Below are 26,294 nucleotides of genomic sequence, written 5' to 3'. Positions count from 1 at the left end.
CCCGGCAGGGCTCACGATGGACGCAGCCGCGAGGCTGCGTCCTTTTTTGTTGGATGATGGTCGGCTTCATCCAGGCGTCGATGGATCACAGCGTTGCCGGCATGCAGTACCGCCGCGTATGGCGTGGCTTTGCCCCGCGCGACTGAAAACGCGACAATGCAGGGGTTTCCCCGCCGCGCGCCCACCCTGACGGCGACGGGGGAAAGCGTGGGGCCCCGCCTCGCGCGCGACACGGTTGCACGTGGGCCGGCGCTGGCGCCGGCCTTCCCCTGAGCATTGCTACAGAGTCCAAGTCCCCCATGTCCAAGATCCTCTACACGCTGACCGACGAAGCACCGTTCCTGGCCACCCAGTCGCTGCTGCCGATCGTTGACGCCTACACCGCCACGGCCGGCATCGTGGTGGAAACCCGTGACATCTCGCTGTCCGGCCGCATCCTGTCGCAGTTCCCGGAACTGCTGTCCGACGCGCAGAAGGTCAGCGACGACCTGGCCGAGCTGGGCCAGCTGGCGACCACCCCGGACGCCAACATCATCAAGCTGCCGAACATTTCCGCCTCGGTGCCGCAGCTGAAGGCGGCCATCAAGGAACTGCAGGACCAGGGCTACCCGCTGCCGGATTACCCGGAAACCCCGGCCGACGACCAGCAGCGCGACTACAAGGCGCGCTACGACAAGGTCAAGGGCAGCGCGGTGAACCCGGTGCTGCGCGAAGGCAACTCCGACCGCCGTGCACCGCTGTCGGTGAAGAACTACGCGCGCAAGCACCCGCACCGCATGGGCGCTTGGGCGCCGGATTCGAAGTCGCACGTCGCGCACATGGCCGCCGGCGATTTCTACGGCAGCGAAAAGTCGGCCACCCTGGCCAACGCCGGTTCGCTGAAGATCACCGTCCACGGCAACGACGGCAGCACCGCTGTGCTGAAGGAAAAGACGGCGGTCAAGGCCGGCGAGATCGTCGACGCCGCCGTGATGAGCCGCAAGGCGCTGGCCGCGTTCATCGGTGAGCAGATCGCCGATGCCAAGGCCCAGGGCGTGCTGTTCTCGCTGCACCTGAAGGCGACCATGATGAAGGTCTCCGACCCGATCATGTTCGGCGTGGCGGTCAATGAGTTCTACAAGGACGTGCTGGCCAAGCATGCCGACGTGCTCAAGCAGGCCGGTTTCGACGCCAACAACGGCATCGGTGACCTGGCTGCGCGCCTGCCGTCGCTGCCGGAAGCCACCCGTGCCGCGATCGAAGCCGACCTGGCTGCCGAGTACGCACAGCGCCCGGGCGTGGCCATGGTCAACTCGGACAAGGGCATCACCAACCTGCACGTGCCGAGCGACGTCATCGTCGACGCCTCGATGCCGGCGATGATCCGCGACTCCGGCAAGATGTGGAACGCCGAAGGCAAGCTGCAGGACACCAAGGCGGTCATTCCGGACCGCTGCTATGCCGGCGTGTACCAGGCCGTCATCGACGACTGCAAGGCGCACGGCGCCTTCGACCCGGCCACCATGGGCTCGGTGCCCAACGTCGGCCTGATGGCACAGAAGGCCGAAGAGTACGGCTCGCACGACAAGACCTTCCAGATCGCTGCCGATGGCGTGGTCAAGGTCACCGACGACGCCGGCAACCTGGTGTTCGAGCACACTGTGGAAGCCGGTGACATCTGGCGCATGTGCCAGACCAAGGACGCGCCGATCCAGGACTGGGTCAAGCTGGCCGTCGAGCGTGCCCGCCTGAGCAGCACCCCGGCCGTGTTCTGGCTGGATGCCGCCCGCGCCCACGACGCGCAGGTCATCGCCAAGGTCGAGCAGTATCTGAAGGACCACGACACCAACGGCCTGGACATCCGCATCCTGCCGCCGGTGGAAGCCACCGCGTTCTCGCTGGACCGCATCCGCAAGGGCGAGGACACCATCTCGGTGACCGGCAACGTGCTGCGCGACTACCTGACCGATCTGTTCCCGATCATGGAGCTGGGCACCAGCGCCAAGATGCTGTCGATCGTGCCGCTGATGGCCGGTGGTGGCCTGTTCGAGACCGGCGCCGGTGGTTCGGCCCCGAAGCACGTGCAGCAGTTCGTCGAAGAGGACTACCTGCGCTGGGATTCGCTGGGTGAGTTCCTGGCCCTGGCTGCGTCGCTGGAACACCTGGGCAACCGCTATGACAACGCCGCCGCCCGCGTGCTGGCCAAGGCGCTGGACGAAGCCAACGGCCAGTTCCTGGACAACGACAAGTCGCCGTCGCGCAAGCTCGGCGGCATCGACAACCGTGGCAGCCACTTCTACATCGCTCTGTACTGGGCGCAGGCCTTGGCCGCCCAGGACGAGGATGCCGCACTGAAGGCACGCTTCGCCCCGCTGGCCAAGGCGCTGACCGACAACGAGCAGAAGATCGTCGACGAGCTGATCGCAGTGCAGGGCAAGGCCGTGGACATCGGCGGCTACTACCGTCCGGACGTGGCCAAGGCCAGCAAGGCGATGCGCCCGAGCGCGACCTTCAACGCCGCGCTGGAGCTGCTGCGCGGCTGATCCGTCGCCGTTCGGCCGTGACCCCGGAACCCGCGCTTCGGCGCGGGTTTCTTTTTTGGCTCTGGGGTCAGATCCCTTTTGCCACGCAAAAGGGATCTGACCCCAGGCGATGAAACCGTGACTTCCGTCGGCTGTCGGAATGCCGTCAACGGGGCATGAAACTTGCCCGCGATAGCCGTCGCAGAACCGATCGGACACCGCCTGCAACCGCTCCCGATCTGAGCAGTCGATCACGACGGCTGCCGCTGGCGATGCCCTAGCCTTGGCGACGCGAGACCACCGGGGAGGTGGTCGCCCGGGGACACGGATGGCACGCGTGCTGGTAGTGGGAACCGACATCCAGGGCGAGAAGGCCCTGCTGCAACGGCTGCGCCTGGCGTCGGCACTGCCGGACGGCCAGGTCCGCCGCAGCCGGGACCTGGACGATTGCGACCTGCTGGTCATCCGCGATACCCCGGCACTGCGCAACGCGGCCCAGCGCATGCGCCAGCAGCGACCGCGCCTGCAATGTTGGATCGAGGACAACGGCGGCCAACTGCGCGACGGCGACGGACACCAGGATGTGCTCGACGACGGTGCCATCGGCCGCGCGCTGCGTCGCATGCAGTTGGCACCGGAGCCCCTGGCCATGCCCGCACCCGCACTGATACGTCTGGCCGATGGCGCACACGCCATCACCCGCCTGCTGCGCGAGCGGTTGCCGCTGCGCCATGGCCAGGCACTGTTGAGTGATGCGGGTGAGCCTTTGCTGCTGATGGATCTGGAGCACGACCAGGCCGTGCTGTTGCAGGAACCCGCGAGCGCGCTGGTGGAGCGCCTGGCCGATGCTTTCGAACGCCTGCAGCTGGATGCCCTGACGCCAATGCGCCTGCAGGCGCTGGCTGGTGAGCGATCACGCCAGCCGCTGCGGCCGCTGTTGTGGCAATGGGCGCAACGCAGCCGCCACTGGCAGGCACTGGACGAACGCCTGCGCGGCGCTTCGGTGAAGCTGCTGCGCTGGCCGGATTTCCGCGTACTGGGACACGACCACGATGGATTCCGCCTGTGCTCGTTGCTGCTCAAGCGCGCCTGTACGGTTGAAGAATGCGCGATGCTGCTTGAGCTGCCGGCGGCGGCCGTTCGCGATTTCATCCACGCGGCCTACCTGTGTGGCTACGCGCAGCTGCAGGCCGCCCCGGCGACGCCGATGATGGCGACCGGTGGCACCCGCACCGACAACGGACTGCTTGCCCGCCTGTGGCGGAACCTGCGCGGGAGTGAGCGCAATGCGTGAGCATAAGGTGGTGGTGCTGGGCGGCATGGGCAGCGGCAAGTCGACGCTGGTGCGCAGCATCGCGGCCGGCGCGGTAGTCGACACCGATGTGGCCAACAGTGATCGCCTCGGTGCCGACAAGGCCTCCACCACCGTCGCCCTGGACTATGCAGACATCGACCTGCCCAACGGAGAACGCCTGCGTCTGTACGGAACGCCCGGCCAGCAGCGTTTCGATTTCCTGTGGCCGATCCTGCTGCAGGGTGCACGGGGCGCGGTGCTGCTGCTGGACGCACGGCGCGCCGGCATTGCCAGCGAGCTGCAGGACTACCTGCAGGTGCTGCAGCCGTTCGCATCATCCCTGGCACTGGTCGTGGCCGTCACCCACCTGGACCAGGCACCACAGGCGGCGCTGGATGACTGGGCCACGCACGCCTGCCTCGATGACCAGCCGCTGCCGTTGCTGGCCGTCGATGCCCGTGACCGCGAACAGGGACTGCTGCTGATGGATGTACTGATGAGCGAAATGGAAGCGCACGCACTGGTGGCTGCGCATGGGTGACGGGCAGATGGCGGTACTGCCCGATGCGGGCCAGCGTGAGCGCCTGCAGCCGCTGCTGCAGGACCTGCAGCAGCGGGTGGAAGGCGTGCGCACGGTGGTGCTGGCCAGCGTCGATGGCTTTGCCCTGGTCAGCGCCGGTGCCGAAGGGCGCGGCGAACGGCTGGCGGCGATGACCAGCGCGATGCTGGCGTTGGCCGCAGCGGTGGGGCGCGAACTGGTGCTGGGCGATCTGCAGACGCTGATGCTGGAAGCGATGGGCGGGAAGGTGCTGATGCTGGCAATCCAGGCCGAAGGGCGTGCGCCGCTGCTGCTGATGGCGGCCTGCGACCAGCGCAGCGTGATCGGGCAGGTGCTGTGGCAGAGCAGGGAATGTGGCCAGGCGATCCTGGCCGAACTCGGCGGATCGTGAGCCCGGCCGCAGGGGAACGAGGGGCTCGAACCAACATCGACAAGGGGTGCGACGTGGCTGGATTGAATGAATCGTTGAACGCACTGATGGGCATCGACGGCGCGCAGGCAGTGGCGCTGGTCGACTACGAAAGCGGCATGCTGCTGGGCGAAGCCGGTGCCGGCATGGACATGGAAGTGGCCGCCGCCGGCAACACCGAAGTGATCCGGGCCAAGATGAAGACCGCTGCCTCGTTGAACCTCAATGACAGCATCGAGGATATCCTGATCTCGCTGGGCAAGGCGTACCACATCATGCGACCGGTCGCGAAGAAGAAGGGACTGTTCTTCTACATCGTGCTGGACCGGACCAAGTCCAACCTTGCACTGGCCCGACGCAAGGTGCAGGACGTAGAGGCCGAACTGGCGATCTGAGCCGGTAGTGCCGGCCGCTGGCCGGCGTCTGCATCGATCCATCGACGGTCCAGGTGCTGCCGGCCAGCGGCCGGCACTACCTTCGCACTCGACGCCATTGCACACGCCAGCGTATGGTGAAGCCGGTCCTCCCGGCTGAGTCCTGCATGTCCGAGCCTGATATCGATGCCGAGCTGGCGTCGCGCATCGCTGGTGCCATCCACGCTGGCTTCGAGCAGTACCACGCCCGCTTTGCGGCGATCACCGCCCGCGCGCGGCAGCGTTTCGAGCAGCGCGATTGGGCGGGCGCGCGCCGGGATGCAGTCGAGCGCATCGCGTTGTACGACCTGTGCATTGCCGAACAGATGGATGCACTGCGGCGCCTTGCCGGTGAAGCGATCGGGGAGCGCGCACTGTGGCTGCAGGTGCATGCACGCTACAGCGAATTGCTGCGGGGGCTGATCGACGCCGAACTGTACAAGACGTTCTACAACACCCTGTCGCGGCGCTTGTTCTCCACCCGTGGCGTGGACCCGGCGCTGGAGTTCATCGCCTTTGACGTCGAGCCGTCCGATGCGATCACCCATCCGGTCGCGCGGCATACCTACGCGGTTTCACCGACGCGGCCGGTGGAGGCCCTGCAGCGCGTGTTGGCCGATTACCGCTTCGACATTCCGTATGCGCACCAGTTGCGCTGCGCGGCGGCCATCGCCGTGCGCCTGCAGGATGATCTGGCCCACTGGGGCGATACGCCGGTGCGCAGCATCGAGCTGCTCGACACCGTCTTCTATCGCGAGCGCCGTGCCTACCTGGTGGGCCGCGTGTTCGGCGAGCACCGCTTCTCACCCTGCGTGATCGCGCTGGTCAACGACGAGCGTGGCTTGCGTGCCGACGCGGTGCTCACCCGGCGCCGCGACGTCGCCCACCTGTTCGGCGTGTCGCGCAGTTATTTCCAGGCCGACCTCGCCACGGTGGGCGATGCGGTGGTGTTCCTGCGCAGCCTGCTGCCAGGCAAGCCCATCGATGAGATCTACACCGTGCTGGGCCGTGCCAAGCAAGGCAAGACCGAGCGCTACCGGACCTTCTTCCGCCACTTCAACGAACATGCGCAGGAGCGGCTGGTGCCCGCCGAAGGCACACCTGGCATGGTCATGGCGGTGTTCACCCTGCCCAGCTATCCGCTGGTGTTCAAGCTGATCCGCGACCGCTTCGCGTGGCCCAAGGCGATGTCGCGGCAGCAGGTGGAAGAGAAGTACGCGCTGGTGTTCAACCTCGACCGCGTCGGCCGCCTGCTCGATGCGCAGCCGTATCGCCACCTGCGCTTCCCGCGCGACCGCTTCGCACCGGCCTTGCTGGAGGAGCTGCTGCAGCAATGCGCGCAGACCGTGCGGGTCGATGGCGACCATGTGGAAGTCGCACTTTGCTACGTACAGCGTCGCTTCCGTCCATTGAACCTGTACCTGCGCGAGCAGGGGGGCGAGGCGGTACGCGCAGCGGTACTCGACTACGCGCAGGCGATCACCGACATGGCGCGCAACAACATCTTCCCCGGCGACATGCTGCCGAAGAACTTCGGCGTATCGCGACATGGCCGGGCCGTGTTCTACGACTACGACGAGCTGTGCCTGGTCAGCGACTGCGTGTTCCGCGCATGGCCGCAGCCGCGCACGCCGGAGGAAGCCATGGCCGATGAACCCTGGTTCCATGTCGGTCCACGCGACGTGTTTCCCGAGCGCTTCGGCCCGTTCATGGGGCTGCCCGCCAGCGAACTGGCGGCGGTGAGGGAGCACTACCCGCACCTGTTCGATCCGGCGTGGTGGCAGGACCTGCAGGCGCGCTTCGCCGAGGGGAACTATCCGGATACGCCGCCCTACGCGGCGGCCCATCGCCTGGCCTGAACGGCGTGGCGTGAAGCGCGTGCCGGTCCGGTCTGAACTGCGGTACGCTCGGTGCTCACTTCATCACCACGGATCCGGCAATGATGCGTTCCCCCCTGTTCCTTGCCCTGGCCCTGGCGTTCTCCGCCGGTGCCCCCCTGCTGCCAGCCGAGGCCGTCGCCCAGAACGCGCGCGCCGTGCGTGCCACCGCCGAGATGAGCATGGCGCTGTCGGGCAGTATCGACGTGGCGGCCGATGGTTCGGTCAGCGCGCTGGTCCTGGACCAGCAGGCGATGCTCGCACCGGGTATCGCCTCATTCGTGGAGGGCACCATCCGTGGCTGGCAGTTCGAGCCGACGCTGCGCGATGGCAAGCCGGTGGCGGTCCACGCACCACTGCGGGTGCGCCTGCGTGGCAAGCAGCAGGAGGACGGCAGCTACCAGGTCAGCATGACCAGTGTCGACTTCAGTGAGTATGACCCGAAGGCTACCGATTCGGTGACCCGGAAGAGCATGCCGCCACCGCGCTACCCCGAGGATGTCTTCCGCAGTGGTGGGCAGGGTGATGTGCTGTTGCTGGTCAAGGTAGCCCGCGACGGGACCGTGGCCGACGTCATTGCCGAACAGGTGAACATGACCGTGGTCGCGCCGGAGCGGACTCTGGCCAAGATGCGCGACCTGCTCGCCAAGGCCAGCATCAGCGGCGCGCGCAAGTGGACCTTCGTCCCGCCCACGACCGGCGAGAACAGCACGCGCGACTTCTGGACCGTACGCGTGCCGGTGAACTTCGCCCTGAACAGCGACACCGGCAGCAACGGCAATGCCCAGCCGGAGCGCTATGGCCGCTGGCGTGCCTACATCCCCGGCCCGCGCCAGGCCGCACCGTGGCGCAAGCCGGATGCCGTCGAACAGGCGGGCAGTGATCTGCTGCCGGCCGGGGGCGTGTACATGGTCGATGGCACCCAGCGCGGCCTGCGCCTGCTGACACCGTTGGCGCAACGCTGAGCCCGGCGCGGTGAAGCGGTCGGCCAGGCCGGCCGCTTTTCAGTCCGCGTACGGGTAGACCACCACCCGGTTGCGGCCCTGTTCCTTGGCCATGTACAGGGCCTTGTCGGCCAGCCGCAGTGCCTGCTCGGCATCGACGTGGAAGCTGGGGAAGTGGGCCACGCCCAGTGACACGGTGATGGTGCCGACCGGCTCGAACGGATGATCGGCGATGTGCTGGCGCAGGCGCTCGCCGGCCTGGCGCGCAGAGTCGGTGCTGATGCCCGGCAACAGCAGCAGGAATTCCTCGCCGCCGGCACGGCAGAGGATGTCGCTGTCGCGCGAGTAGCGGCGCATCTGGTCGGCGATATGGACGATGGCCGCGTCGCCGACGTCATGGCCATGGCTGTCGTTGATCGATTTGAAGCGATCGATGTCCAGCGCCAGGATCGCGAACGGAATGCCCTGCACCTGCAATGCATCCAGCGCCTGCTGCAGGCCGCGGCGATTGAGCAGGCCGGTCAGCGGATCGGTACGGTTGGCGCGGCTGAGCGTGCCGATGCGGTCCTGCAGCGCGTTGAAGCTGTGCAGCACCGCCTGCTTGAGCTGGGCCACCTCGAAGTACCAGGCGCGGATGCCGCTGACGTGGCTGATCGCGTTGCCGGTGTCCTCGCCACCCTGCACGTTGCGCGCCAGCTGCCACAGCGGCATCGAGATGCGGCGGGCGAACCACCAGGTGACCAGCAGTGACAGCAGGCCGAGCGGGATCGCATTCCAGATCACCGCGGTCATCAACCGTGACAATGGCTGCAGCGTGGCCTCGGTCGGCCGCTGGGCGATGATGCCCCAGCCGGTGGCCGGCACCGGTGCATAGCCGGCCAGCATCGACACGCCCAGGTTGTTGCGGACCTGCTGCGCACCGCGTTCACCGCGCACGACTGCCTTCACCGCCGGGTTGCCGACCACGTAGTCGCCGACCCGCTTGCCATCGGCGTGGTACAGCAGGCGGCCATTGCGGTCCACCACGTACAGGTACGAGCCGTCGCGGTAGTAGTGCTTGCCCAGCAGCGTGTGCAGCGCACTGCGTTGGCGCAGGTACAAGGTGCCGCTGACGTAGCCGCGATAGCGGCCCTGGCGATCGAAGATCGGGTGCGACAGCGAGACCAGCAGCTTGCCGGTGGTCGACTGGTAGGGATCGCTGATCATCGGCTGGCGCGCGGCCAGTGCGGCGTTGTTGCCGGCGCTGTGCAGGATCTCGCCCTGCAGCTGCAGGGTCTGCGGCGAGGTGGCGATCACCAGGCCGTCGGCGTCGACCACCAGCGAGGAGTTGAAGCTGTTGGTCTGCAGCTGCAGCCGGCTGGCTTCATCCTGGGCCTGTGCCGGATCGAGATCATTCTGGCCGAGCCGGGTGGCGGCGTAGGCCAGCTCCTGCTGCGCGGCCAGCAGGAAATTCTGGGTGGTCTCGGCCAGCTTGGTGGCATAGACGCGGTTGGCTTCCAGGGTGTTGCCGACCAGCTGGTCGCGCTGCACGCGGTAACTGGCCAGCAGGGTATTGGCCAGGGCGATGATGGCGCTGAGCAGGGCCAGGGCGAGGATCAGCTTGCCCAGGTTGAGGCGGGGGGACAGCGTTCGCATGCGTCGACGGATCCGGCAGGAGGCTGGACCCGACCGGTTCTCCGGAAGGGGCGACAGCGGGAATCGGTGGCCACGCCCTTGGGGCCGGGCAGGGTATCGGGCGAATTATCGCCAAAAGTCAGCGGCGGCAAAGTGAAGCAGGTCGCCCTGCAGGCAAAAAAAAACCTGCCGCAGCGGGCGGCAGGTTCTTTTCAATGCAATGGCGTGGATCAGCGCTTCATCGAACCGAAGAACTCGTCGTTGGACTTGGTGTTCTTCATCTTGTCGAGCAGGAATTCCATCGCGGCCATTTCATCCATCGGATGCAGCAGCTTGCGCAGGATCCAGATCTTCTGCAGCAGTTCCGGTTCGATCAGCAGGTCTTCGCGGCGGGTACCGGAACGGTTGATGTCGATCGCCGGGAACACGCGCTTCTCAGCGATACGACGGCTCAGGTGCACTTCGCTGTTGCCGGTGCCCTTGAACTCTTCGTAGATCACCTCGTCCATCTTCGAGCCGGTGTCGACCAGCGCGGTGGCGATGATGGTCAGGCTGCCGCCTTCTTCCACGTTGCGCGCGGCACCGAAGAAGCGCTTCGGGCGGTGCAGGGCGTTGGCGTCCACACCACCGGTCAGCACCTTGCCCGAGCTCGGCACCACGTTGTTGTAGGCGCGGGCCAGGCGGGTGATCGAGTCGAGCAGGATCACCACATCCTTCTTGTGCTCGACCAGGCGCTTGGCGCGCTCGATGACCATTTCGGCCACCTGCACGTGGCGCGCGGCCGGCTCGTCGAAGGTCGAGCTGATGACCTCGCCGCGCACGGTGCGCTGCATTTCGGTCACTTCTTCCGGGCGCTCGTCGATCAGCAGCACGATCAGGTGCACGTCCGGATGGTTGGTGGTGATGGCGGTGGCGACCTGCTGCATCATCATCGTCTTGCCGGCCTTCGGCTGCGACACGATGAGCGAGCGCTGGCCCTTGCCCTGCGGCGCCATCAGATCGAGGATGCGGCCGGTGATGTCTTCCGACGAACCGTTGCCACGCTCAAGGGTGAAGCGGCGGCGCGGGAACAGTGCGGTCAGGTTCTCGAACAGCACCTTGTTCTTCGACGCTTCGATCGGCTCGCCGTTGATGGTGTCGACGATGTTCAGCGCGAAGTAGCGCTCGCCGTCCTTCGGGAAGCGGATGCGGCCGGAGATGTGGTCGCCGGTGCGCAGGTTGAAGCGGCGGATCTGGCTGGGCGAGATGTAGGTGTCGTCAGGACCGGCCAGGTAGCTGGCTTCGGCCGCGCGCAGGAAACCGAAGCCATCCGGCAGGATTTCCAGCACACCATCGGCGGCGACGCCGTCACCGTGGCGGGTCAGCACCTTCAGCAGGGCGAAGATCACGTCCTGCTTGCGGGCACGGGCCACGCCTTCGGAGATCTGCAGCTGCTCGGCGATTTCCAGCAGCTTCTGTGCCGGCATGCGCTTGAGGTCGCTCAGCGAGTACACCGGGAAGCCCTCGGGCACGTTGGCGTGCGGGCGCGGCACGAACGGCTGCTGCTCGCCGCCGTCATTGGACATGCCGTCGTCGCGGAAGCGATTGTTGCGGTCACGGTCACGGTCGCGGCGGTTGCGGAAGCGGTCGCGTCGGTTGCCCTGACCTTGCCCCTGGCCCTGCTGGCCGTTCTGGTTGTACGGGTTCTGGCCCTGGTTCTGGCCACCCCCCTGGTGATTCTGCTGCCGCGGCTGGCCGGATTCGCGGCCCTCGCCACCCTCGCCACCGCCACTGCTGGCAGGGGCCTCGGCGGCGGGCGCGCTCGGCGCAGGTGCTGCGGCCGGCGCCGGTGCTTCGGGCGCGGCGGCCAGCGGCAGGGTCGGCTGCGCCGGAGCGGCGCTGGTTTCTGCGGCTGCCGGGGCGGCGGCCTTGCTCACGCGGGGCTTGCGCACGCGCTTTTCGGCGGGCGCATCAGCGCTGCCGGTTTCGGAAGTGTTATCGGACAAGAGCGTTATTCCTCGCTTGACGGTGCGAGCGCCCGGCTGGGGCGGCGAACGTTGGGAATGGGTCTGGAAGAAACTGCGTCCAGAGGGTGCGGCACGCGAACGCGGCCGGATATGCCGACACTATCATCGGCCTGCGGCGCCATGCAAGGGTCGCCGGGAACAGCATTCATCATGGGCGTGGTGCGCCCGCCGGCAGCCGCGCTCGGCGGCTGCCGGAGACCGGCAGGATCAGGCCAGGGCCTTGTCCAGCAGGCCGGCCAGCTGGGCCTTGCCCACTGCACCGATCTGCTCGCCGACCTTCTCGCCATCCTTGAACACGACCAGGTACGGAATCGAACGCACGTGGTACTTCGCGGCCAGCGCACGGTTGTGGTCAACGTTGACCTTGGCGATCTTGGCGCGGCCCTGGTAGGCATCGGCCAGCTCGTCCAGCGCCGGGGCGATCATCTTGCAGGGGCCACACCACTCGGCCCAGAAATCGACCAGCACCGGTTCCTTGGAATTCAGTACTGCGCTATCAAAGTCGGCGTCGCCGACATGTACAACCTTGTCGCTCATCTTGGTTTCTCGTCTTGGATTGCACCCGGCCATGCCGGAGGTGGGTGAACTGGGCCTTGCCCGGTGGCGCGACCCTCGTCGTTGCCTCGCGGCGCACTGCCGCGGTGCGTTCGGCGGGATGCCTGGACGCTCACGGCCGGCAGTGTACCCCTATCGCGGGGCAGGGACAGGCGCCGTCTGGAACCCAGCGTATCGTGATCGCTTCGATGGCCGGTATGTGTCGGATTTCACTGTCTTCCTGAAGATGGGGCTGGCAGTGGGCGACACCAGCGCCTCCGTGCAAGCCGTTCAAGTCCGGTGTGGCTGGGTGAAGGTCACGTCTCTGGATGCCATGAGACGTCGCATTCCGGTTTGCCTGCCCGAGTGCGTTAAACTGGGACATTGTGCGGCGCACGGACCGAGGGGTCCCGGCCTGCCAACCCGCCGCAGGGGCCGCAGTTTGCGACGGTTCCCCTAGACGCTGAAGTGCCAGCCGCCCCAAGGGCCGGCGGCCATACCAAGACGGACTCATGAGCGACAAACCGCTGACCGATTTGACCTTTTCCTCCTTCGAGCTGCATCCGGCCCTGCAGGCCGGCCTTGAAGGAGCCGGATTCACCCGCTGCACCCCGATCCAGGCGCTGACCCTGCCGGTCGCGCTGCCCGGTGGTGATGTTGCCGGCCAGGCCCAGACCGGTACCGGCAAGACCCTGGCCTTCCTGGTCGCTGTCGTGAACCGCCTGCTGACCCATCCGGCGCTGGCCGACCGCAAGCCGGAAGACCCCCGCGCCCTGATCCTCGCCCCGACCCGTGAGCTGGCCATCCAGATCCACAAGGATGCGGTGAAGTTCGGTTCCGACCTGGGCCTGCGTTTCGCCCTGGTCTACGGTGGCGTGGATTACGACAAGCAGCGCGAGCTGCTGCAGCAGGGTGTGGACGTGATCATCGCCACCCCGGGCCGCCTGATCGACTACGTCAAGCAGCACAAGGTGGTTTCGCTGCATGCCTGCGAGATCTGCGTGCTCGACGAAGCCGACCGCATGTTCGATCTGGGCTTCATCAAGGACATCCGCTTCCTGCTGCGCCGCATGCCGGAACGCACCATCCGCCAGACCCTGCTGTTCAGCGCCACCCTCAGCCATCGCGTGCTGGAGCTGGCCTACGAGCACATGAACGAGCCGCAGAAGCTGGTGGTCGAAGCCGAGACCATCACCGCTGCCCGCGTGCGCCAGCGCATCTACTTCCCGGCCGACGACGAGAAGATCCCGCTGCTGCTGGGCCTGCTGTCGCGCAGCGAAGGCGCGCGGACCATGGTGTTCGTCAACACCAAGGTGTTCGTCGAGCGCGTCGCCCGCTCGCTGGAGAAGGCCGGCTATCGTGTCGGCGTGCTGTCCGGCGATGTGCCGCAGAAGAAGCGCGAAAGCCTGCTCAACCGCTTCCAGAAGGGCCAGCTGGAAATCCTGGTGGCCACCGACGTCGCCGCCCGTGGCCTGCACATCGATGGCATCAAGTACGTCTACAACTACGACCTGCCGTTCGATGCCGAAGACTACGTGCACCGCATCGGCCGTACCGCGCGCCTGGGTGAAGAAGGTGATGCGATCAGCTTCGCCTGCGAACGCTACGCGATGGGCCTGCCGGACATCGAGGCCTACATCGAGCAGAAGATTCCCTCCGAGCCGGTCACCAAGGAACTGCTGACGCCGCTGCCGCGCCCGGAACGCCCGGCCCCGGCTGCAGGCGAGGAAGGCGAGGACAACGAAAGCGTCGGCCAGATCTTCCGTGAAGCGCGCGAAGCCCGCGCCGCCGAGGAAGAGCGTCGGGGTGGTGGCCGCAGTGGCGGTCGTTCCGGCAGTGGTGGTGGTCGTGGTGGCCGTGACGGCGAGCGCAGCGGCGAACGCCGTTCGCGCGGCCCGCGCAAGCCGCGCGTGGAAGGCGAGCAGGGCGCTGCCGCCCCGGTCGCCGGTGCTGAAGGCGCCGCCGCCACGGCCCCGCGTCCGCCGCGCCCGCCGCGCGCCGAAGGCGCACCGGAAGGTGCCGTGGATGGTGAGCACAAGCCGCGCAAGCGCCGTCGTCGTCGCCATGGCCGTCCGGTCGAGGGTGCCGAGGGCGTGCAGGCCAACGCCGGCAACGGCGCGAGCCCGGTGACCCCGGTGCAGGTGGTGGCCAAGCCGGTGCGTACCGCCGCCGATACCGGCGATTCGTTCCTGACCCGCATCGGCCGCAAGATCCGCCGGATGCTGTCGGGCAACTGATCCTGTAGCACCCGACCGTTGGTCGGGTGGCTTCATGGGCGTGCCGGCCAGCGGCCGGCACTACCGATCCCGTGACCATCTCCACGCCGTCGCGCCGGTCCTGCATAATCGGGGCATGAGTGTCCTGCGCTTCGACAATGTCAGCAAACAGTACGCCGGTGGCCACGAGGCACTGACCGATGTCAGCTTCGAGGTCGCGCCGGGCGAGATGCTGTTCGTCACCGGCCATTCCGGTGCGGGCAAAAGTACGCTGCTCAAGTTGATCCACCTCGACGAGCGGCCCAGCCGTGGCGCGGTGGTGTTCGACGAGCGCAACCTGCTGAAGGTGCGCGGCGGCGACGTGCCGCGCCACCGACGCGCGGTGGGGGCGGTCTACCAGGACCACCGCCTGCTGATGGACCGCTCGATTGCCGAGAACGTGGCGCTGCCACTGATCCTGCGTGGTACCCGCCGTGGCGACATCAACAAGCGCGTGCGTTCAGTGCTCGAGCGCATGGGCCTGGGCCATCGTGAGAAGGCACTGCCCTCGCAGTTGTCGGCCGGCGAGCAGCAGCGCGTCGGCATCGCCCGTGCCATCGTCGGCGAGCCCAAGCTGCTGGTGGCCGATGAGCCGACCGGCAATCTCGACCCGACCCTGGCAGCGGAGATCATGGCCCTGTTCGCCGAGCTGCCCTCGCGCGGCACCAGCGTGCTGGTGGTCAGCCACGACCTGCCGCTGCTGCGCCGCATGCGCAAGCGCGTATTGATCCTCGACCACGGCCGGCTGGTGGATGACATCTCGCCGCAGGACCTGGCGGAGTAACCGATGGCGAAGAACGAAAACAGCGAAGCCGCCGCCCCGTCGCGCGTGGGCGTCTGGTTCCAGCACCACGTGCACAGCGTGGTGTTCAGCCTGGGCCGCGCCTGCCGCAAGCCGTGGGCGACCCTGCTGACCGTGATGGTCATGGCGCTGGCCCTGGCGTTGCCGCTGGGGCTGTCGATCGCGCTGGACAACCTCAAGCAGTTCGCCGGCAGCGTGCAGCAGTCGCGCGACATCAACGTGTTCCTGAAGGGCAACATCGATGGTCCCGGTGCGCTTCGCCTGGCCGGCCAGCTGCGCGACCGCGATGACGTGGCCGAAGTGAATGTGCGCACACCCGAGCAGGGCCTGCAGGAACTGCGCGATGCCGGCCTCGGTGAGGCGATCGATGCGCTCAACGACAATCCGTTGCCCTCGCTGCTGGTGATCACCCCGGGCCAGGGCAAGGACGACGCACGCCTGGCACGCGCGCTGGAAAGCCTGCCCGAGGCCGACCTGGTGCAGCACGATGCGCTGTGGCGCCAGCGCCTGGACGCCTGGCTGGCGTTCGGTGCACGGCTGGTGCAGGTGCTGTCGGTGCTGCTCGGCGTGGGCGCCGCGCTGGTGGTCGGCAACACGGTGCGCCTTGACATCCAGGCCCGTCGCGAAGAGATCGGCGTGCTGCAGCTGCTCGGCGCGAGCGATGGCTTCATCCGCCGCCCGTTCCTGTACCTGGGCGCGTGGTACGGGCTGGGCGCCGGCGCGGTAGCGCTGGCCCTGATCGGCGCCGCCGGTGCCGCCCTGCGCGTGCCGCTGGCCGAACTCTCGCGCAGCTACGGCAGCCCGTTCGTGCTGCATGGCCTGGACCTGCTGCACGGCGGCCTGGTCCTGGTCGGCACGCTGCTGCTGGGCTGGCTGGGCGCCTGGCTGGTGACCGGCCACTTCCTCCGCCAGACCCGCCCGACCGACACCTGAGACCGGCATGCAACCGCAAGCGCTGAAGCACCTTGAAGGGCCCGCGACGCGGGTGATGGTGGTCGATGGTTCGAAGCTGGTCCGCAAGCTGATCGCCGATGTCCTGCAGCGTGACCTGCCGGGCGTGGAGGTGATCGGCTGCGACAGCATCGAGGATGCGCAGCAGGCGCTGGCGCAAGGCCCGGTGGACCTGGTGACGACCTCGCTGACCCTGCGCGATGGCGACGGCCTGGCGCTGGCGCGGATGGTGCGCGAAGCCGCCGGCCAGGCCTATGTGCCGGTGATCGTTGTGTCCGGCGATGCCCAGCAGCACCTGGAGCAGCGTCGCTTCACCGAGTACGTCACCGACTATTTCGACAAGGCGCTGGGCCATGAGGCACTGGCGACCTTCATCCGTGGCTATGTGCAGCCGCAGACCATCCCCGGCGCCACCATCCTCTACATCGAGGACAGCCGCGTGGTGGCCGAGGCCACCAAGCGCATGCTTGAGCGGCAGCAGCTGAACGTACTGCACGTGGTCAGCGCCGAAGAGGCATTCACCCTGCTCACTGCCGAGTCGCTGGGCCGCAGCCGCCACCGCATCGACCTGGTGCTGACCGATGTCACCCTGAAGGGCGAACTGAGCGGGCGCGACGTGGTGCAGCGCGTGCGCGTGGACTTCGGTTACGGCAAGCGCCGCCTGCCGGTGCTGGTGATGACCGGTGACGGCAACCCGCACAACCAGACCGGGCTGCTGCAGTCCGGTGCCAATGACCTGGTGCTCAAGCCGATCGAAGAGCGGCTGCTGGTCACCAAGGTGCTGTTCCAGCTGCGCCTGGCCCGATTGAACGATGGACCCCTGATTCGATGATGGATGAAGTAGCCGACACCCCGACGATCCAGCTGGAACCGAGCTGGAAGCAGCATGTCGGCGATTACCTGCTGCAGCCGCAGATGCGCGAGCTGTCCAGCTTCCTGCGCCAGCGCAAGGCCAGTGGCGCGGCGGTGTTCCCGCCCGGCCCGCAGATCTTCGCCGCGTTCGACGCCACGCCGTTCGAGCAGGTGAAGGTGGTGATCCTCGGGCAGGACCCGTATCACGGCCGCGGCCAGGCGCATGGCCTGAGTTTCTCGGTGCCGCCGGGCGTGCCGGTGCCGCCGTCGCTGCTGAACATCTACAAGGAGATCGAGAGCGATCTCGGCATCCCGCGCCCGGACCACGGCTGCCTGATTCCGTGGGCGCAACGTGGGGTGCTGCTGCTCAATGCCGTGCTGACGGTGGAAGAGGGCAAGGCTGGTGCCCACCAGGGACGTGGCTGGGAGGGCTTCACCGATCACGTGGTGGATGTGCTCAACCGCGAACGCGAAGGCCTGGTGTTCATGCTGTGGGGCGCCTATGCGCAGCAGAAGGGCAAGGTCATCGACACCCGTCGCCATCGCGTGCTGAAGTCGCCGCACCCGTCGCCGCTGTCGGCCCATCGTGGCTTCCTCGGCTGCCGGCATTTCTCGATGGCCAACGAGTACCTGCAGCGCCGCGGCCAGGCCCCGATCGACTGGTCGCTGCCGCCGCGTTCGGCGCTCTGAGCACCGTCGGGCTGCTGGGCCTGAACACCGGGCAACGTCTCCGGGCCTGAATGGGTCTGCAGAACGGCCCGTTCAGCTCCGCTTGACTGAAATCGGCCGGTTTCTGCCAGGTAATTGCTTGAATTCCAAGGGATTGTGAATCCCGAAAAGCATGCTCGCCACTGTCATCAAATCGCGCTACGGTAGGGCTCTGTTTGGGACCAGTGTTGCATCAATAGGATGCTGGAACTTTTTCCTCCTTTAGCAGTCCAAATCCCGGACTGCTAAGATGGGTGCCTATGAGCCAGAACACCTCTACTGCCCTTGTGGCAAACAATCTCCCGATTCCCAGTGCGCTCGGTTCGCTGGACGCCTACATCGGTGCCGTGCACCAGATCCCGGTGCTGTCGGTCGATGACGAACAGGACCTGGCCCGTCGCTTCCGCGACGGCAACGATCTGGACGCCGCCCGCGAGCTGGTGCATTCGCACCTGCGCTTCGTGGTGCACGTGGCCCGCGGCTACAACGGCTACGGCCTCGCGCTGGGTGACCTGATCCAGGAAGGCAACATCGGCCTGATGAAGGCGGTCAAGCGCTTCGACCCGGACATGGGCGTGCGCCTGGTCTCCTTCGCCGTGCACTGGATCCGTGCCGAAATGCACGAGTTCATCCTGAAGAACTGGCGCATCGTGAAGGTCGCCACCACCAAGGCGCAGCGCAAGCTGTTCTTCAACCTGCGCAAGTCGAAGACGCGCCTGGGCTGGATGAACGCGGCTGAAGTCAGCGCGGTGGCCAAGGACCTGAACGTGTCCGAGCGCGAGGTCATGGAAATGGAGTCGCGCCTGTCCGGTCGCGATATCGGTTTCGATGCGCCGACCGACGAGGACAACGAGCACGCCCCGCCGTCGCCGGCTGCGTTCCTGGTTGCCGATGACGAAGACCCGTCGATGGCCTACGAGCGCGAGGACAGCGAAGACAACCAGATGCAGCTGCTGCGCGAAGGCCTGGCCGAACTGGATGCGCGTTCGCGCGACATCATCCGTCGTCGCTGGCTGGATGCCGACAGCAAGGTGACGCTGCAGGAGCTGGCCGACGAGTACGGCGTGTCCGCCGAGCGCATCCGCCAGGTCGAGGCGAACGCGCTGAAGAAGATGAAGGCGCTGTTCACCGCGTAAGGCGGGATGGCGTTGAAGCCAGGAAAAGGCCCGGCATTGCCGGGCCTTTTCTTTTCGGTGGCGTCCTCATCCACGCATGGCGTGGATCTACCCAGTGTCAGTAGAGCCACGCCATGCGTGGCTGCGGCGCGGCCTCAGCCCTCGCGTGCGATCGCGCGCCAGCCGATGTCGGTGCGGTGGAACGCGTTGGCCCAGCTCACCTTGGCCACGCCGGCATAGGCATTGGCCTGTGCGTCGCGCACGCTGTCGCCCAGTGCGGCCACGCACAGCACGCGGCCACCGGCACTGACCACCTGGCCCTGCGCATCCAATGCCGTACCGGCATGGAACACCTTGGCGCTGGCCGGCACGTCGCCGAGGCCGGAAATCACATCACCGGTGATCGGCGCTTCCGGGTAGGGCCTCGCGGCCAGCACCACGCCCAGTGACGGGCGCGCATCCCACTGCGCTTCTACCTGGTCCAGGCGGCCATCAATCGCCGCTTCCACCAGCTCGACCAGGTCCGACTGCAGGCGCAGCATCACCGGCTGGGTTTCCGGATCGCCGAAGCGCACGTTGAATTCAATTACCTTCGGCGCGCCGCTGGCATCGATCATCAGGCCGGCGTAGAGGAAACCGGTGAACGGGATGCCGTCGGCGATCATGCCCTGCACGGTTGGGTTCACCACTTCGCGCATCACGCGTGCATGCACCTCCGGCGTCACTACCGGCGCCGGCGAGTACGCGCCCATGCCACCGGTGTTGGGGCCGGTGTCGCCGTCGCCGACGCGCTTGTGGTCCTGCGAGGTGGCCATCGGCAGCGCATGCACGCCGTCCACCATCGAAATGAAGCTGGCTTCCTCGCCATCGAGGAATTCCTCGATCACCACGCGGGCGCCGGCATCGCCGAACGCGTTGCCGGAGAGCATGTCACGCACCGCGTCTTCGGCCTCGGCCAACGTCATTGCGACGATCACGCCCTTGCCGGCGGCCAGGCCATCGGCCTTGACCACGATCGGTGCACCCTTCTCGCGGATGTAGGCCAGGGCAGCGTCCACGTCGGTGTGCACGGCATAGAACGCGGTGGGGATGTTGTGGCGGGCCAGGAAGTCCTTGGCGTAGGCCTTGCTGCCTTCCAGCTGCGCGGCGGCGGCGGTCGGCCCGAAGATGCGCAGGCCGGCGGCGCGGAAGCGGTCGACCACGCCGGCCACCAGCGGTACTTCCGGGCCGACCACGGTCAACGCCACGCCTTCAGCCTGGGCCAGCGCCAGCAGGCCGTCGATATCGGTCACCTTCACCGCCACGTTGCGGCACTTGTCTTCGCTGGCGGTACCGGCGTTGCCGGGCGCCACGATCACGTCGGTGACACGGGAGGACTGGGCCAGCTTCCATGCCAGGGCGTGTTCGCGGCCGCCGGAGCCGATGACGAGGATCTTCATGGGACAGGGTTCTCGGATACGGAAAAGAAAAGCCGGGCAGGGCCCGGCTTGGTGATGCGGATCAGTGGCGGAAGTGGCGCACGCCGGTGAACACCATGGCCAGGCCATGTTCGTCGGCGGCGGCGATCACTTCGGCATCGCGCATCGAACCGCCCGGCTGGATAACCGCCTTGATGCCGGCGGCAGCGGCGGCATCGATGCCGTCGCGGAACGGGAAGAACGCATCGGAGGCCATCACCGAACCCTCGACCACCAGGTTCGCGTCGGCGGCCTTGATGCCGGCGATGCGGGCCGAGTACACGCGGCTCATCTGGCCGGCGCCGACACCGATGGTGCGGTTGTCCTTGGCATAGACGATCGCGTTGGACTTCACGAACTTGGCCACCTTCCAGGCAAACAGCAGGTCGGTGAACTGCTTGTCGGTCGGCGCCAGCTTGCTGACCACCTTCAGCTCGTCGCGGGTCATGCCGCGGTTGTCTGACGACTGCAGCAGCAGGCCCGAGCCGACGCGCTTGCTGTCGAAGTTGTTCAGGCCGTCGCCATGCGGGATGCGCAGCACGCGTACGTTGGCCTTCTTCTGCGCGTACTCCAGCGCGGCCGGTTCGTAGTCCGGGGCAATCAGCACTTCCACGAACTGGCGGTCCAGGATCACCTTGGCGGTGGCGGCGTCCAGCGGCGTGTTGAAGGCGATGATGCCGCCGAAGGCGCTGGTCGGGTCGGTGGCGTAGGCCAGCTCGTAGGCATCGCCGTTGCCGGCGCCGACGGCCACGCCGCACGGGTTGGCGTGCTTGACGATGACGCAGGCCGGCGCATCGAACTGGCGCACGCATTCCCACGCCGCATCGGCATCGGCCAGGTTGTTGTAGCTCAGCTCCTTGCCCTGCAGCTGCTGGAAGGTGGCCAGCGTGCCCGGGACCGGGTACAGGTCGCGGTAGAACGCGCCGCTCTGGTGCGGGTTCTCGCCGTAGCGCAGGTCCATCACCTTCACGAAGGTGGAGTTCATCTGCGCCGGGTATTCGGCACGGGCCGGCACGGCGGCGTCGGTGGCGGTGACCGCCGACAGGTAGTTGCTGATCGCCGCATCGTACTGGGCGACGCGGTTGAACGCGGCCACCGAGAACGCGAAGCGGGTGGCAGCCGTCAGCTGGCCGTTGTTGGCCTCCAGCGAGGCCAGCAGCTCGGGGTACTGCGACGGGTCGGTGGCCACTGCCACGCGGGCGAAGTTCTTGGCCGCCGAACGCAGCATGGCCGGGCCGCCGATGTCGATGTTCTCGACCGCGTCGGCCAGGGTGCAGTCGGCCTTGGCGGTGACCGATTCGAACGGGTACAGGTTCAGCACCAGCAGGTCGATGGCGCCGATGCCGTGCTCGGCCATCACCGCGTCATCCAGGCCGGAGCGGCCCAGCAGGCCGCCGTGCACCATCGGGTGCAGGGTCTTGACCCGGCCGTCCATCATTTCCGGGAAACCGGTGACCTCGGCCACGTCCTTCACTGCCAGGCCCGCCTCGCGGATCGCCTTGGCGGTGCCGCCGGTGGAAAGCAGCTCCACGCCGCGTGCCGCCAGCGCAGTGGCCAGCTCGACCAGACCGGTCTTGTCGGAAACGGAGAGGAGGGCCCGGCGGACGGGCAACAGATCAGCAGTCATGGGACAGAATCGGCAGCGGAGCGGGGCCGATATTGTAGGCGGTGGCGGCCGATGGCGGGCGCTGGTGGTGGCAATCAACCCGCACCGATGGCCTGTGGCCGCCTTCAGCACCGTCTGGACGGGGGCGGTCCGCAATCAATTCGATGGGGCACGCTGCCCCAATCGGGTAGGCTGTGCGGGAACTGCCAAGGATCAGCGGGTTCGGATCGTGTCGATCTATGCATTGAAAGGACGTTTTCAGGACCTCCTGCGTCCAGCCGTACGCGGCCTGTACCGCATGGGGATCACCGCCAATGCGGTGACCGTGGCCGCTGCCGTGGTCTCGCTGCTGGTGGCCGGCGCCGTCTGGTGCTGCGCGCCGGCGCAGCCATGGCTGTACCTGCTGCTGCCGCTGTGGATGCTGCTGCGCATGGCGCTCAACGCGGTGGACGGCATGCTGGCCCGCGAATTCGGCCAGCAGTCGCGGCTGGGTGCCTATCTGAACGAATTGTGCGATGTGATCGCCGATGCGGCGCTGTACCTGAGCCTGCTCAGCGTGCCGGGCGTGCGCCCGGAGGCGCTGTGGCTGCTGGCCTGGACCGCGGCGCTGAGCGAATACGCCGGCGTGCTGGGGCTGATGGTCGGCGCCAGCCGCCGCTATGACGGCCCGATGGGCAAGAGCGACCGCGCCTTCGTGATCGGTGCGCTGGGCCTGCTGCTGGCGTTTGAGTGGGTTGGCGCGATGACGGTCACGGGCGTGGCCGCGGCCATGGCGGTGCTGTGCGTGCTGACGATGATCAACCGGGTCCGTCGCGGACTGCGGGAAACCGCAGTTTCGCCAAATTAATCAAGCAGATAGAAAAAGACAATCAGGAGATTGCATGCGTCAGGCGCAGGAACGGGAATTCCACAGCTTCGACCAGGTACCGCTGTTCTACCGGTACTGGGCGGGCACCACCGCAGCGCCGGCCACCAAGGCCATCGTGCTGCTGCACCGCGGGCACGAGCACTCCGGGCGTGTTACCCATCTGGTCGATGAGCTGGACCTGCCTGACACCGCCTTCTTCGCCTGGGATGCGCGCGGCAATGGCCGTTCGCCGGGCGCGCGTGGCGATGCACCGGGCTTTCCGGCGCTGGTGCGCGACCTGGACAGCTTCATCGCCCACATCGGCGCCGAGCATGGCATCGCGGTGGAAGACATCGTGGTGATCGCGCAGAGCGTGGGTGCCGTGGTCGCCGCCACCTGGGTGCACGACTACGCGCCGCGCCTGCGCGCGCTGGTGATGGCCTCCCCGGCGTTCAAGGTGAAGCTGTACGTGCCGTTCGCACGCCCGGGCCTGGCCTTGATGCAGAAGCTGCGCGGCAACTTCTTCGTCAACAGTTACGTCAAGCCGCAATGGCTGACCCACGATCCGGCGCGGGTGGAAAGCTACCGCACCGATCCACTGATCACCCGGCCGATCTCGGTGCGCGTGTTGCTGGGCCTGTATGAGGCGGCCGATCGCATCGTCGCCGATGCGCAGGCCATCAGCGTGCCGGTGCAGTTGCTGGTGTCCGGCTCGGACTTCGTCGTGCACCGTGGCCCGCAGGACCGCTTCTACGAGCGCCTGTCCAGCCCGATCAAGGAGCGCGTGCATCTGCCGGGCTTCTTCCACGACACGCTGGGCGAGCGTGATCGGGCACCGGCACTGGCACGTATCCGCAGCTTCATCCAGGCGCGATTCGCCGAACCGTTGCGCGAGTTGTCGCGGCGCGATGCGCACCGCCATGGGCCGACATTTGAGGAGTCTGAAATCCTGGCCTGGCCGCCCGAGCGCAACAGCCTGGCCGACCTGCGCTGGCGCGTGGTGCGCGGTGGCCTGCGCTTTGGCGGCAGACTGTCCGAAGGCATTGCACTGGGCCTGCAGACCGGTTTCGATTCGGGCAGCACGCTGGACTACATCTATCGCGACGAAGCACGTGGCAAGGGCCCGTTGGGGCGCCTGGTCGACCGCAACTACCTGGATGCGATCGGCTGGCGCGGCATCCGCATTCGCGGTCGGCACCTGCAGGAACTGCTGCGCGATGCCGCCCAACGCCTGCGCGGGCAGGGCATGCCGGTGCGCGTGCTGGACGTGGCCGCTGGCCATGGCCGTTATGTACTGGAAGCGCTGGGCCAGGGCGAGCAACGCGCCGAGCGCATCGTGCTGCGCGACTTCAGCGGTCTGAACGTGACCCAGGGCCAAGCGTTGATCGAGCGCCTCGGTGCGTCCGACATCGCCCGTTTCGAACAGGGCGATGCGTTCGATCCGGTGCAGCTGGCGCAGGTCGATCCGGCGCCGACGCTGGCGGTGGTATCGGGCCTGTACGAACTGTTCCCCGACAACGACGCCGTGCTGTGCTCGCTGCAGGGCATCGCCGCAACGGTGCCGATGGGTGGCTACCTGGCCTACACCGGCCAGCCCTGGCACCCGCAGCTGGAGTTCATCGCCCGCGCGCTGACCAGTCATCGTGGTGGCGCTGCTTGGGTGATGCGCCGCCGCACCCAGCAGGAAATGGATGAACTGGTGCGCCTGGCCGGGTTCGAGAAAGTGGCGCAGCGCATCGATGACTTCGGCATCTTCACTGTGTCGCTGGCACGCCGGACCGCGTGATGGCGACGCTGGCTGCAACTCCGCTTGCCACGGCGGGGCGCCCCTGGCGGCGCGCGCTGCTGTGGCTGGCCCTGCTGGGCCCGTTCTTCTTTGCCAGCTACGGCTTCGCCAACTGGATGGCCGGCCGCCACGCCGAACTGCCGGTGATGGCGTTCGGCTGGGAAACGCAGATTCCGTTCATGCCATGGACGATCGTGCCGTACTGGTCGATCGACCTGTTCTACGCGGTCTCGTTCTTCCTGTGCCGGCAGCGCCTCGAACTGGACCGGCACGCATTGCGGCTGTTCAGTGCACAGCTGATCGCCGTGAGCTGCTTCCTGCTGTGGCCGCTGCGCTTCAGCTTCGAGCGGCCGGAGATCGGCGGCGTGTTCGGTTGGCTGTTCGATGTGCTGCTGGGTTTCGACAAGCCGTTCAACCAGGCGCCATCGCTGCACATCGTGCTGCTGATCGTGCTGTGGGTGAAGTTCGCGCAGTACCTGCACGGTGCCTGGCGCTGGGTCCTGCATGTGTGGGCGCTGCTGATCGGCGTCTCGGTGTTGACCACGTTCCAGCATCATTTCATCGACATCCCGACCGGGCTGCTGGCCGGCTGGCTGTGCGTGTGGCTGTGGCCGGAGCAGGGCACGCCACCGCTGCGGGCCTGGCGCATCGCGCGGCATGCCAAGCGGTGGCGATTGGCTGCGCTGTACCTGCTGGCGGCCGCCGTGCTGCTGGTGCCGGTGGTCCTGCTGCGGGGTACGGCGTTGTGGCTGCTGTGGCCGGTGGTGTCGCTGATGCTGGTGGCGCTGGCGTATGCCGGGCTGGGCACGGCGGTGTTCCAGAAGCGCGCCGATGGTCGCCTGAGCATGGCGGCACGCTGGCTGCTGGCACCGTACCTGGGCGCCGCCTGGGTCAACTCGCGGCTGTGGACACGGCGTGCGCCGCAGCCGGTGCCGGTGCTGGACGGCGTGTGGCTGGGCCGGATTCCCTGCACGGTATTGCCGGCACCTTTGGTGGCCGTGGTCGATGCCTGCGCCGAGCTGTCCTGCTGCGCGCCGGGTGCGGCGTATGGCAGCGTGCCGATGCTGGACCTGGTGGTGCCCACGCCGGAGCAGCTGCGCGAGGCCGCCGAGGCCATCGAGCGTCTGCGGCCGCAGGGGCCGTTACTGGTGTGCTGTGCACTGGGCTATTCGCGCAGTGCCGCCAGCGTGGCGACGTGGCTGCTGCGCACGGGCCGTGCCGCGGAAGTCGGAGCGGCGGTCGCCATCGTGCGTGCGGCACGCCCCGGCATCGTGCTGGGCCCGGAGCATCTGCAAGCCATCACCGCAGCGGCTGGAGTGCGCGCATGAGTGCCGTTCCCGATCTGGCGACCATGCAACTGCTGCTGCGCCAGGGACGCTGGCCCGCGCTGCTGTCGCTGGGGCTGCTGCTGGTGGCGCTGCTGCTGCTGGGCATCGAAGCGGGGTTGGCGATGATCGCCGCCGGGCTGTTGCTGCTCAGTGTGGGCGCTGGGCTCGTGCAGGCCTACCATGCATGGCGGGTCGGGCTGGACGCGAGCCTGCTGCAGCTGTTGCGCGATGAAGGCCTGGAAGGCGAAGCCGCTGCACGCCGTACCGACCAGTTGCTGCAGGACAGTGGCCTGCGCCGCACACCGGCCGATGCGCCGCTGCGCGGCTGGGACGTGCGTTGGGCCGGCATGCGCCGGCTGCTGCTGCGCCAGTACCTGCTGACGGCAGTGCAGGCCGCACTACTGGTACTGGCCGTAGTGTGGCCGCAGACGTGAAC

The 26,294-nt window shown here is 67.4% G+C and carries 22 protein-coding genes; 17 read left to right on the top strand and 5 right to left on the bottom strand.

Annotated elements, in window-relative coordinates:
- The first annotated feature begins 299 nt into the window (after positions 1 to 299).
- The 7 genes from ACEPA4_RS18175 to ACEPA4_RS18145 all read left to right on the top strand — a co-directional run bounded on the left by ACEPA4_RS18175 (position 300) and on the right by ACEPA4_RS18145 (position 8,018).
- Positions 300 to 2,522 (top strand): NADP-dependent isocitrate dehydrogenase, encoded by a 2,223-nt coding sequence (locus tag ACEPA4_RS18175; RefSeq protein WP_164093258.1) that lies wholly within the window; start codon positions 300 to 302, stop codon positions 2,520 to 2,522.
- 307 nt (positions 2,523 to 2,829) lie between these two features.
- Entirely contained in the window at positions 2,830 to 3,795 is a 966-nt protein-coding gene (locus tag ACEPA4_RS18170) for a hypothetical protein (RefSeq protein ID WP_164093259.1), read from the top strand.
- Positions 3,788 to 4,336 (top strand): ATP/GTP-binding protein, encoded by a 549-nt coding sequence (locus ACEPA4_RS18165; RefSeq protein WP_134970516.1) that lies wholly within the window; start codon positions 3,788 to 3,790, stop codon positions 4,334 to 4,336. The genes ACEPA4_RS18170 and ACEPA4_RS18165 overlap by 8 nt, the downstream gene beginning before the upstream one ends.
- Positions 4,329 to 4,745 (top strand): roadblock/LC7 domain-containing protein, encoded by a 417-nt coding sequence (locus ACEPA4_RS18160; protein ID WP_005419762.1) that lies wholly within the window; start codon positions 4,329 to 4,331, stop codon positions 4,743 to 4,745. The genes ACEPA4_RS18165 and ACEPA4_RS18160 overlap by 8 nt, the downstream gene beginning before the upstream one ends.
- A 53-nt stretch (positions 4,746 to 4,798) precedes the next feature.
- Positions 4,799 to 5,158 carry a hypothetical protein gene (locus tag ACEPA4_RS18155; protein ID WP_005419760.1) on the top strand — a complete coding sequence of 120 codons (360 nt, stop codon included), beginning with the start codon at positions 4,799 to 4,801 and terminating at the stop codon, positions 5,156 to 5,158.
- 146 nt (positions 5,159 to 5,304) lie between these two features.
- Complete coding sequence (gene aceK, locus ACEPA4_RS18150; RefSeq protein WP_164093260.1) at positions 5,305 to 7,035, top strand: bifunctional isocitrate dehydrogenase kinase/phosphatase; 1,731 nt, start codon at positions 5,305 to 5,307, stop codon at positions 7,033 to 7,035.
- 80 nt (positions 7,036 to 7,115) lie between these two features.
- Positions 7,116 to 8,018 carry an energy transducer TonB gene (locus ACEPA4_RS18145; protein WP_134970520.1) on the top strand — a complete coding sequence of 301 codons (903 nt, stop codon included), beginning with the start codon at positions 7,116 to 7,118 and terminating at the stop codon, positions 8,016 to 8,018.
- A 39-nt stretch (positions 8,019 to 8,057) separates the two neighbouring features.
- Here the strand turns inward: ACEPA4_RS18145 and ACEPA4_RS18140 are convergent, their stop codons facing one another.
- The 3 genes from ACEPA4_RS18140 to trxA all read right to left on the bottom strand — a co-directional run bounded on the left by ACEPA4_RS18140 (position 8,058) and on the right by trxA (position 12,154).
- Entirely contained in the window at positions 8,058 to 9,632 is a 1,575-nt protein-coding gene (locus ACEPA4_RS18140) for a sensor domain-containing diguanylate cyclase (RefSeq protein ID WP_005419756.1), read from the bottom strand.
- A 209-nt stretch (positions 9,633 to 9,841) separates the two neighbouring features.
- The gene (gene rho / locus ACEPA4_RS18135) at positions 9,842 to 11,596 is read right to left on the bottom strand and encodes a transcription termination factor Rho (RefSeq protein WP_065178838.1); all 1,755 of its coding nucleotides are present in this window, start codon (positions 11,594 to 11,596) and stop codon (positions 9,842 to 9,844) included.
- 228 nt (positions 11,597 to 11,824) lie between these two features.
- Complete coding sequence (gene trxA, locus ACEPA4_RS18130) at positions 11,825 to 12,154, bottom strand: thioredoxin (RefSeq protein WP_005411275.1); 330 nt, start codon at positions 12,152 to 12,154, stop codon at positions 11,825 to 11,827.
- Between the two features lie 509 nt (positions 12,155 to 12,663).
- On the opposite strand from trxA, the gene rhlB reads away from it, so the two are divergent.
- The 6 genes from rhlB (at position 12,664) to rpoH (ending at position 18,855) form a co-directional block, all read left to right on the top strand.
- Positions 12,664 to 14,388 (top strand): ATP-dependent RNA helicase RhlB, encoded by a 1,725-nt coding sequence (gene rhlB, locus ACEPA4_RS18125; protein WP_374082911.1) that lies wholly within the window; start codon positions 12,664 to 12,666, stop codon positions 14,386 to 14,388.
- 115 nt (positions 14,389 to 14,503) lie between these two features.
- On the top strand, positions 14,504 to 15,190 hold the full coding sequence (gene ftsE, locus ACEPA4_RS18120) for a cell division ATP-binding protein FtsE (protein ID WP_005419728.1): 687 nt from the start codon (positions 14,504 to 14,506) through the stop codon (positions 15,188 to 15,190).
- Positions 15,191 to 15,193: 3 nt separating this feature from the next.
- Entirely contained in the window at positions 15,194 to 16,141 is a 948-nt protein-coding gene (ftsX, locus tag ACEPA4_RS18115) for a permease-like cell division protein FtsX (RefSeq protein ID WP_005419726.1), read from the top strand.
- A 7-nt stretch (positions 16,142 to 16,148) separates the two neighbouring features.
- Positions 16,149 to 16,991 carry a response regulator gene (locus ACEPA4_RS18110; protein ID WP_005411271.1) on the top strand — a complete coding sequence of 281 codons (843 nt, stop codon included), beginning with the start codon at positions 16,149 to 16,151 and terminating at the stop codon, positions 16,989 to 16,991.
- A complete protein-coding gene (ung, locus tag ACEPA4_RS18105; RefSeq protein WP_005419723.1) occupies positions 16,988 to 17,701 on the top strand; it encodes a uracil-DNA glycosylase in 714 nt (237 codons plus the stop codon). The genes ACEPA4_RS18110 and ung overlap by 4 nt, the downstream gene beginning before the upstream one ends.
- 278 nt (positions 17,702 to 17,979) lie before the next feature.
- The gene (gene rpoH, locus ACEPA4_RS18100) at positions 17,980 to 18,855 is read left to right on the top strand and encodes an RNA polymerase sigma factor RpoH (protein ID WP_005411269.1); all 876 of its coding nucleotides are present in this window, start codon (positions 17,980 to 17,982) and stop codon (positions 18,853 to 18,855) included.
- A gap of 134 nt (positions 18,856 to 18,989) precedes the next feature.
- Here the strand turns inward: rpoH and purD are convergent, their stop codons facing one another.
- Both purD and purH read right to left on the bottom strand, forming a co-directional pair.
- Complete coding sequence (gene purD, locus ACEPA4_RS18095; RefSeq protein ID WP_235646049.1) at positions 18,990 to 20,273, bottom strand: phosphoribosylamine--glycine ligase; 1,284 nt, start codon at positions 20,271 to 20,273, stop codon at positions 18,990 to 18,992.
- Positions 20,274 to 20,334: 61 nt separating this feature from the next.
- Positions 20,335 to 21,918, bottom strand: coding sequence for a bifunctional phosphoribosylaminoimidazolecarboxamide formyltransferase/IMP cyclohydrolase (purH, locus tag ACEPA4_RS18090; protein WP_095378198.1), 1,584 nt, complete (start codon positions 21,916 to 21,918; stop codon positions 20,335 to 20,337).
- A 208-nt stretch (positions 21,919 to 22,126) separates the two neighbouring features.
- Between purH and ACEPA4_RS18085 the strand changes: the two genes are divergently transcribed.
- From ACEPA4_RS18085 to ACEPA4_RS18070, 4 genes are read left to right on the top strand one after another with little or no spacing between them, the layout of a single operon-like run.
- Positions 22,127 to 22,744, top strand: coding sequence for a CDP-alcohol phosphatidyltransferase family protein (locus tag ACEPA4_RS18085; protein WP_099485488.1), 618 nt, complete (start codon positions 22,127 to 22,129; stop codon positions 22,742 to 22,744).
- Between the two features lie 34 nt (positions 22,745 to 22,778).
- Positions 22,779 to 24,530: a bifunctional alpha/beta hydrolase/class I SAM-dependent methyltransferase gene (locus ACEPA4_RS18080; protein WP_235646050.1), complete on the top strand. Its 1,752-nt coding sequence runs from the start codon at positions 22,779 to 22,781 to the stop codon at positions 24,528 to 24,530.
- The gene (locus ACEPA4_RS18075) at positions 24,530 to 25,858 is read left to right on the top strand and encodes a phosphatase PAP2/dual specificity phosphatase family protein (RefSeq protein WP_262089933.1); all 1,329 of its coding nucleotides are present in this window, start codon (positions 24,530 to 24,532) and stop codon (positions 25,856 to 25,858) included. Before ACEPA4_RS18080 ends, ACEPA4_RS18075 begins: the two co-directional genes overlap by 1 nt.
- Positions 25,855 to 26,292, top strand: a complete 438-nt coding sequence (locus tag ACEPA4_RS18070; protein WP_005419714.1) for a hypothetical protein — start codon at positions 25,855 to 25,857, stop codon at positions 26,290 to 26,292. Before ACEPA4_RS18075 ends, ACEPA4_RS18070 begins: the two co-directional genes overlap by 4 nt.
- The last annotated feature ends 2 nt before the right edge of the window (positions 26,293 to 26,294 follow it).

Source organism: Stenotrophomonas sp. P2112, from assembly GCF_041897515.1.
Taxonomy (GTDB): Bacteria; Pseudomonadota; Gammaproteobacteria; order Xanthomonadales; family Xanthomonadaceae; genus Stenotrophomonas; species Stenotrophomonas sepilia.
Note: the sequence above shows the minus strand (reverse complement) of the source record. Positions and strands in the feature narration are given on the sequence as shown.

What these genes read in the sequence shown, in the direction of transcription:
- ACEPA4_RS18070 (WP_005419714.1), top strand. Translation starts at nt 25,855, where the DNA reads ATGAGTGCCGTTCCCGATCTGGCGACCATGCAACTGCTGCTGCGCCAG.
- ACEPA4_RS18110 (WP_005411271.1), top strand. Translation starts at nt 16,149, where the DNA reads ATGCAACCGCAAGCGCTGAAGCACCTTGAAGGGCCCGCGACGCGGGTG.
- ftsE (WP_005419728.1), top strand. Translation starts at nt 14,504, where the DNA reads ATGAGTGTCCTGCGCTTCGACAATGTCAGCAAACAGTACGCCGGTGGC.
- trxA (WP_005411275.1), bottom strand. Translation starts at nt 12,154, where the DNA reads ATGAGCGACAAGGTTGTACATGTCGGCGACGCCGACTTTGATAGCGCA.
- purH (WP_095378198.1), bottom strand. Translation starts at nt 21,918, where the DNA reads ATGACTGCTGATCTGTTGCCCGTCCGCCGGGCCCTCCTCTCCGTTTCC.
- ftsX (WP_005419726.1), top strand. Translation starts at nt 15,194, where the DNA reads ATGGCGAAGAACGAAAACAGCGAAGCCGCCGCCCCGTCGCGCGTGGGC.
- ACEPA4_RS18075 (WP_262089933.1), top strand. Translation starts at nt 24,530, where the DNA reads ATGGCGACGCTGGCTGCAACTCCGCTTGCCACGGCGGGGCGCCCCTGG.
- ACEPA4_RS18140 (WP_005419756.1), bottom strand. Translation starts at nt 9,632, where the DNA reads ATGCGAACGCTGTCCCCCCGCCTCAACCTGGGCAAGCTGATCCTCGCC.
- ACEPA4_RS18160 (WP_005419762.1), top strand. Translation starts at nt 4,329, where the DNA reads ATGGGTGACGGGCAGATGGCGGTACTGCCCGATGCGGGCCAGCGTGAG.
- ACEPA4_RS18170 (WP_164093259.1), top strand. Translation starts at nt 2,830, where the DNA reads ATGGCACGCGTGCTGGTAGTGGGAACCGACATCCAGGGCGAGAAGGCC.
- purD (WP_235646049.1), bottom strand. Translation starts at nt 20,273, where the DNA reads ATGAAGATCCTCGTCATCGGCTCCGGCGGCCGCGAACACGCCCTGGCA.
- ACEPA4_RS18175 (WP_164093258.1), top strand. Translation starts at nt 300, where the DNA reads ATGTCCAAGATCCTCTACACGCTGACCGACGAAGCACCGTTCCTGGCC.
- ung (WP_005419723.1), top strand. Translation starts at nt 16,988, where the DNA reads ATGATGGATGAAGTAGCCGACACCCCGACGATCCAGCTGGAACCGAGC.
- rpoH (WP_005411269.1), top strand. Translation starts at nt 17,980, where the DNA reads ATGAGCCAGAACACCTCTACTGCCCTTGTGGCAAACAATCTCCCGATT.
- ACEPA4_RS18165 (WP_134970516.1), top strand. Translation starts at nt 3,788, where the DNA reads ATGCGTGAGCATAAGGTGGTGGTGCTGGGCGGCATGGGCAGCGGCAAG.
- ACEPA4_RS18080 (WP_235646050.1), top strand. Translation starts at nt 22,779, where the DNA reads ATGCGTCAGGCGCAGGAACGGGAATTCCACAGCTTCGACCAGGTACCG.
- rhlB (WP_374082911.1), top strand. Translation starts at nt 12,664, where the DNA reads ATGAGCGACAAACCGCTGACCGATTTGACCTTTTCCTCCTTCGAGCTG.
- aceK (WP_164093260.1), top strand. Translation starts at nt 5,305, where the DNA reads ATGTCCGAGCCTGATATCGATGCCGAGCTGGCGTCGCGCATCGCTGGT.
- ACEPA4_RS18145 (WP_134970520.1), top strand. Translation starts at nt 7,116, where the DNA reads ATGATGCGTTCCCCCCTGTTCCTTGCCCTGGCCCTGGCGTTCTCCGCC.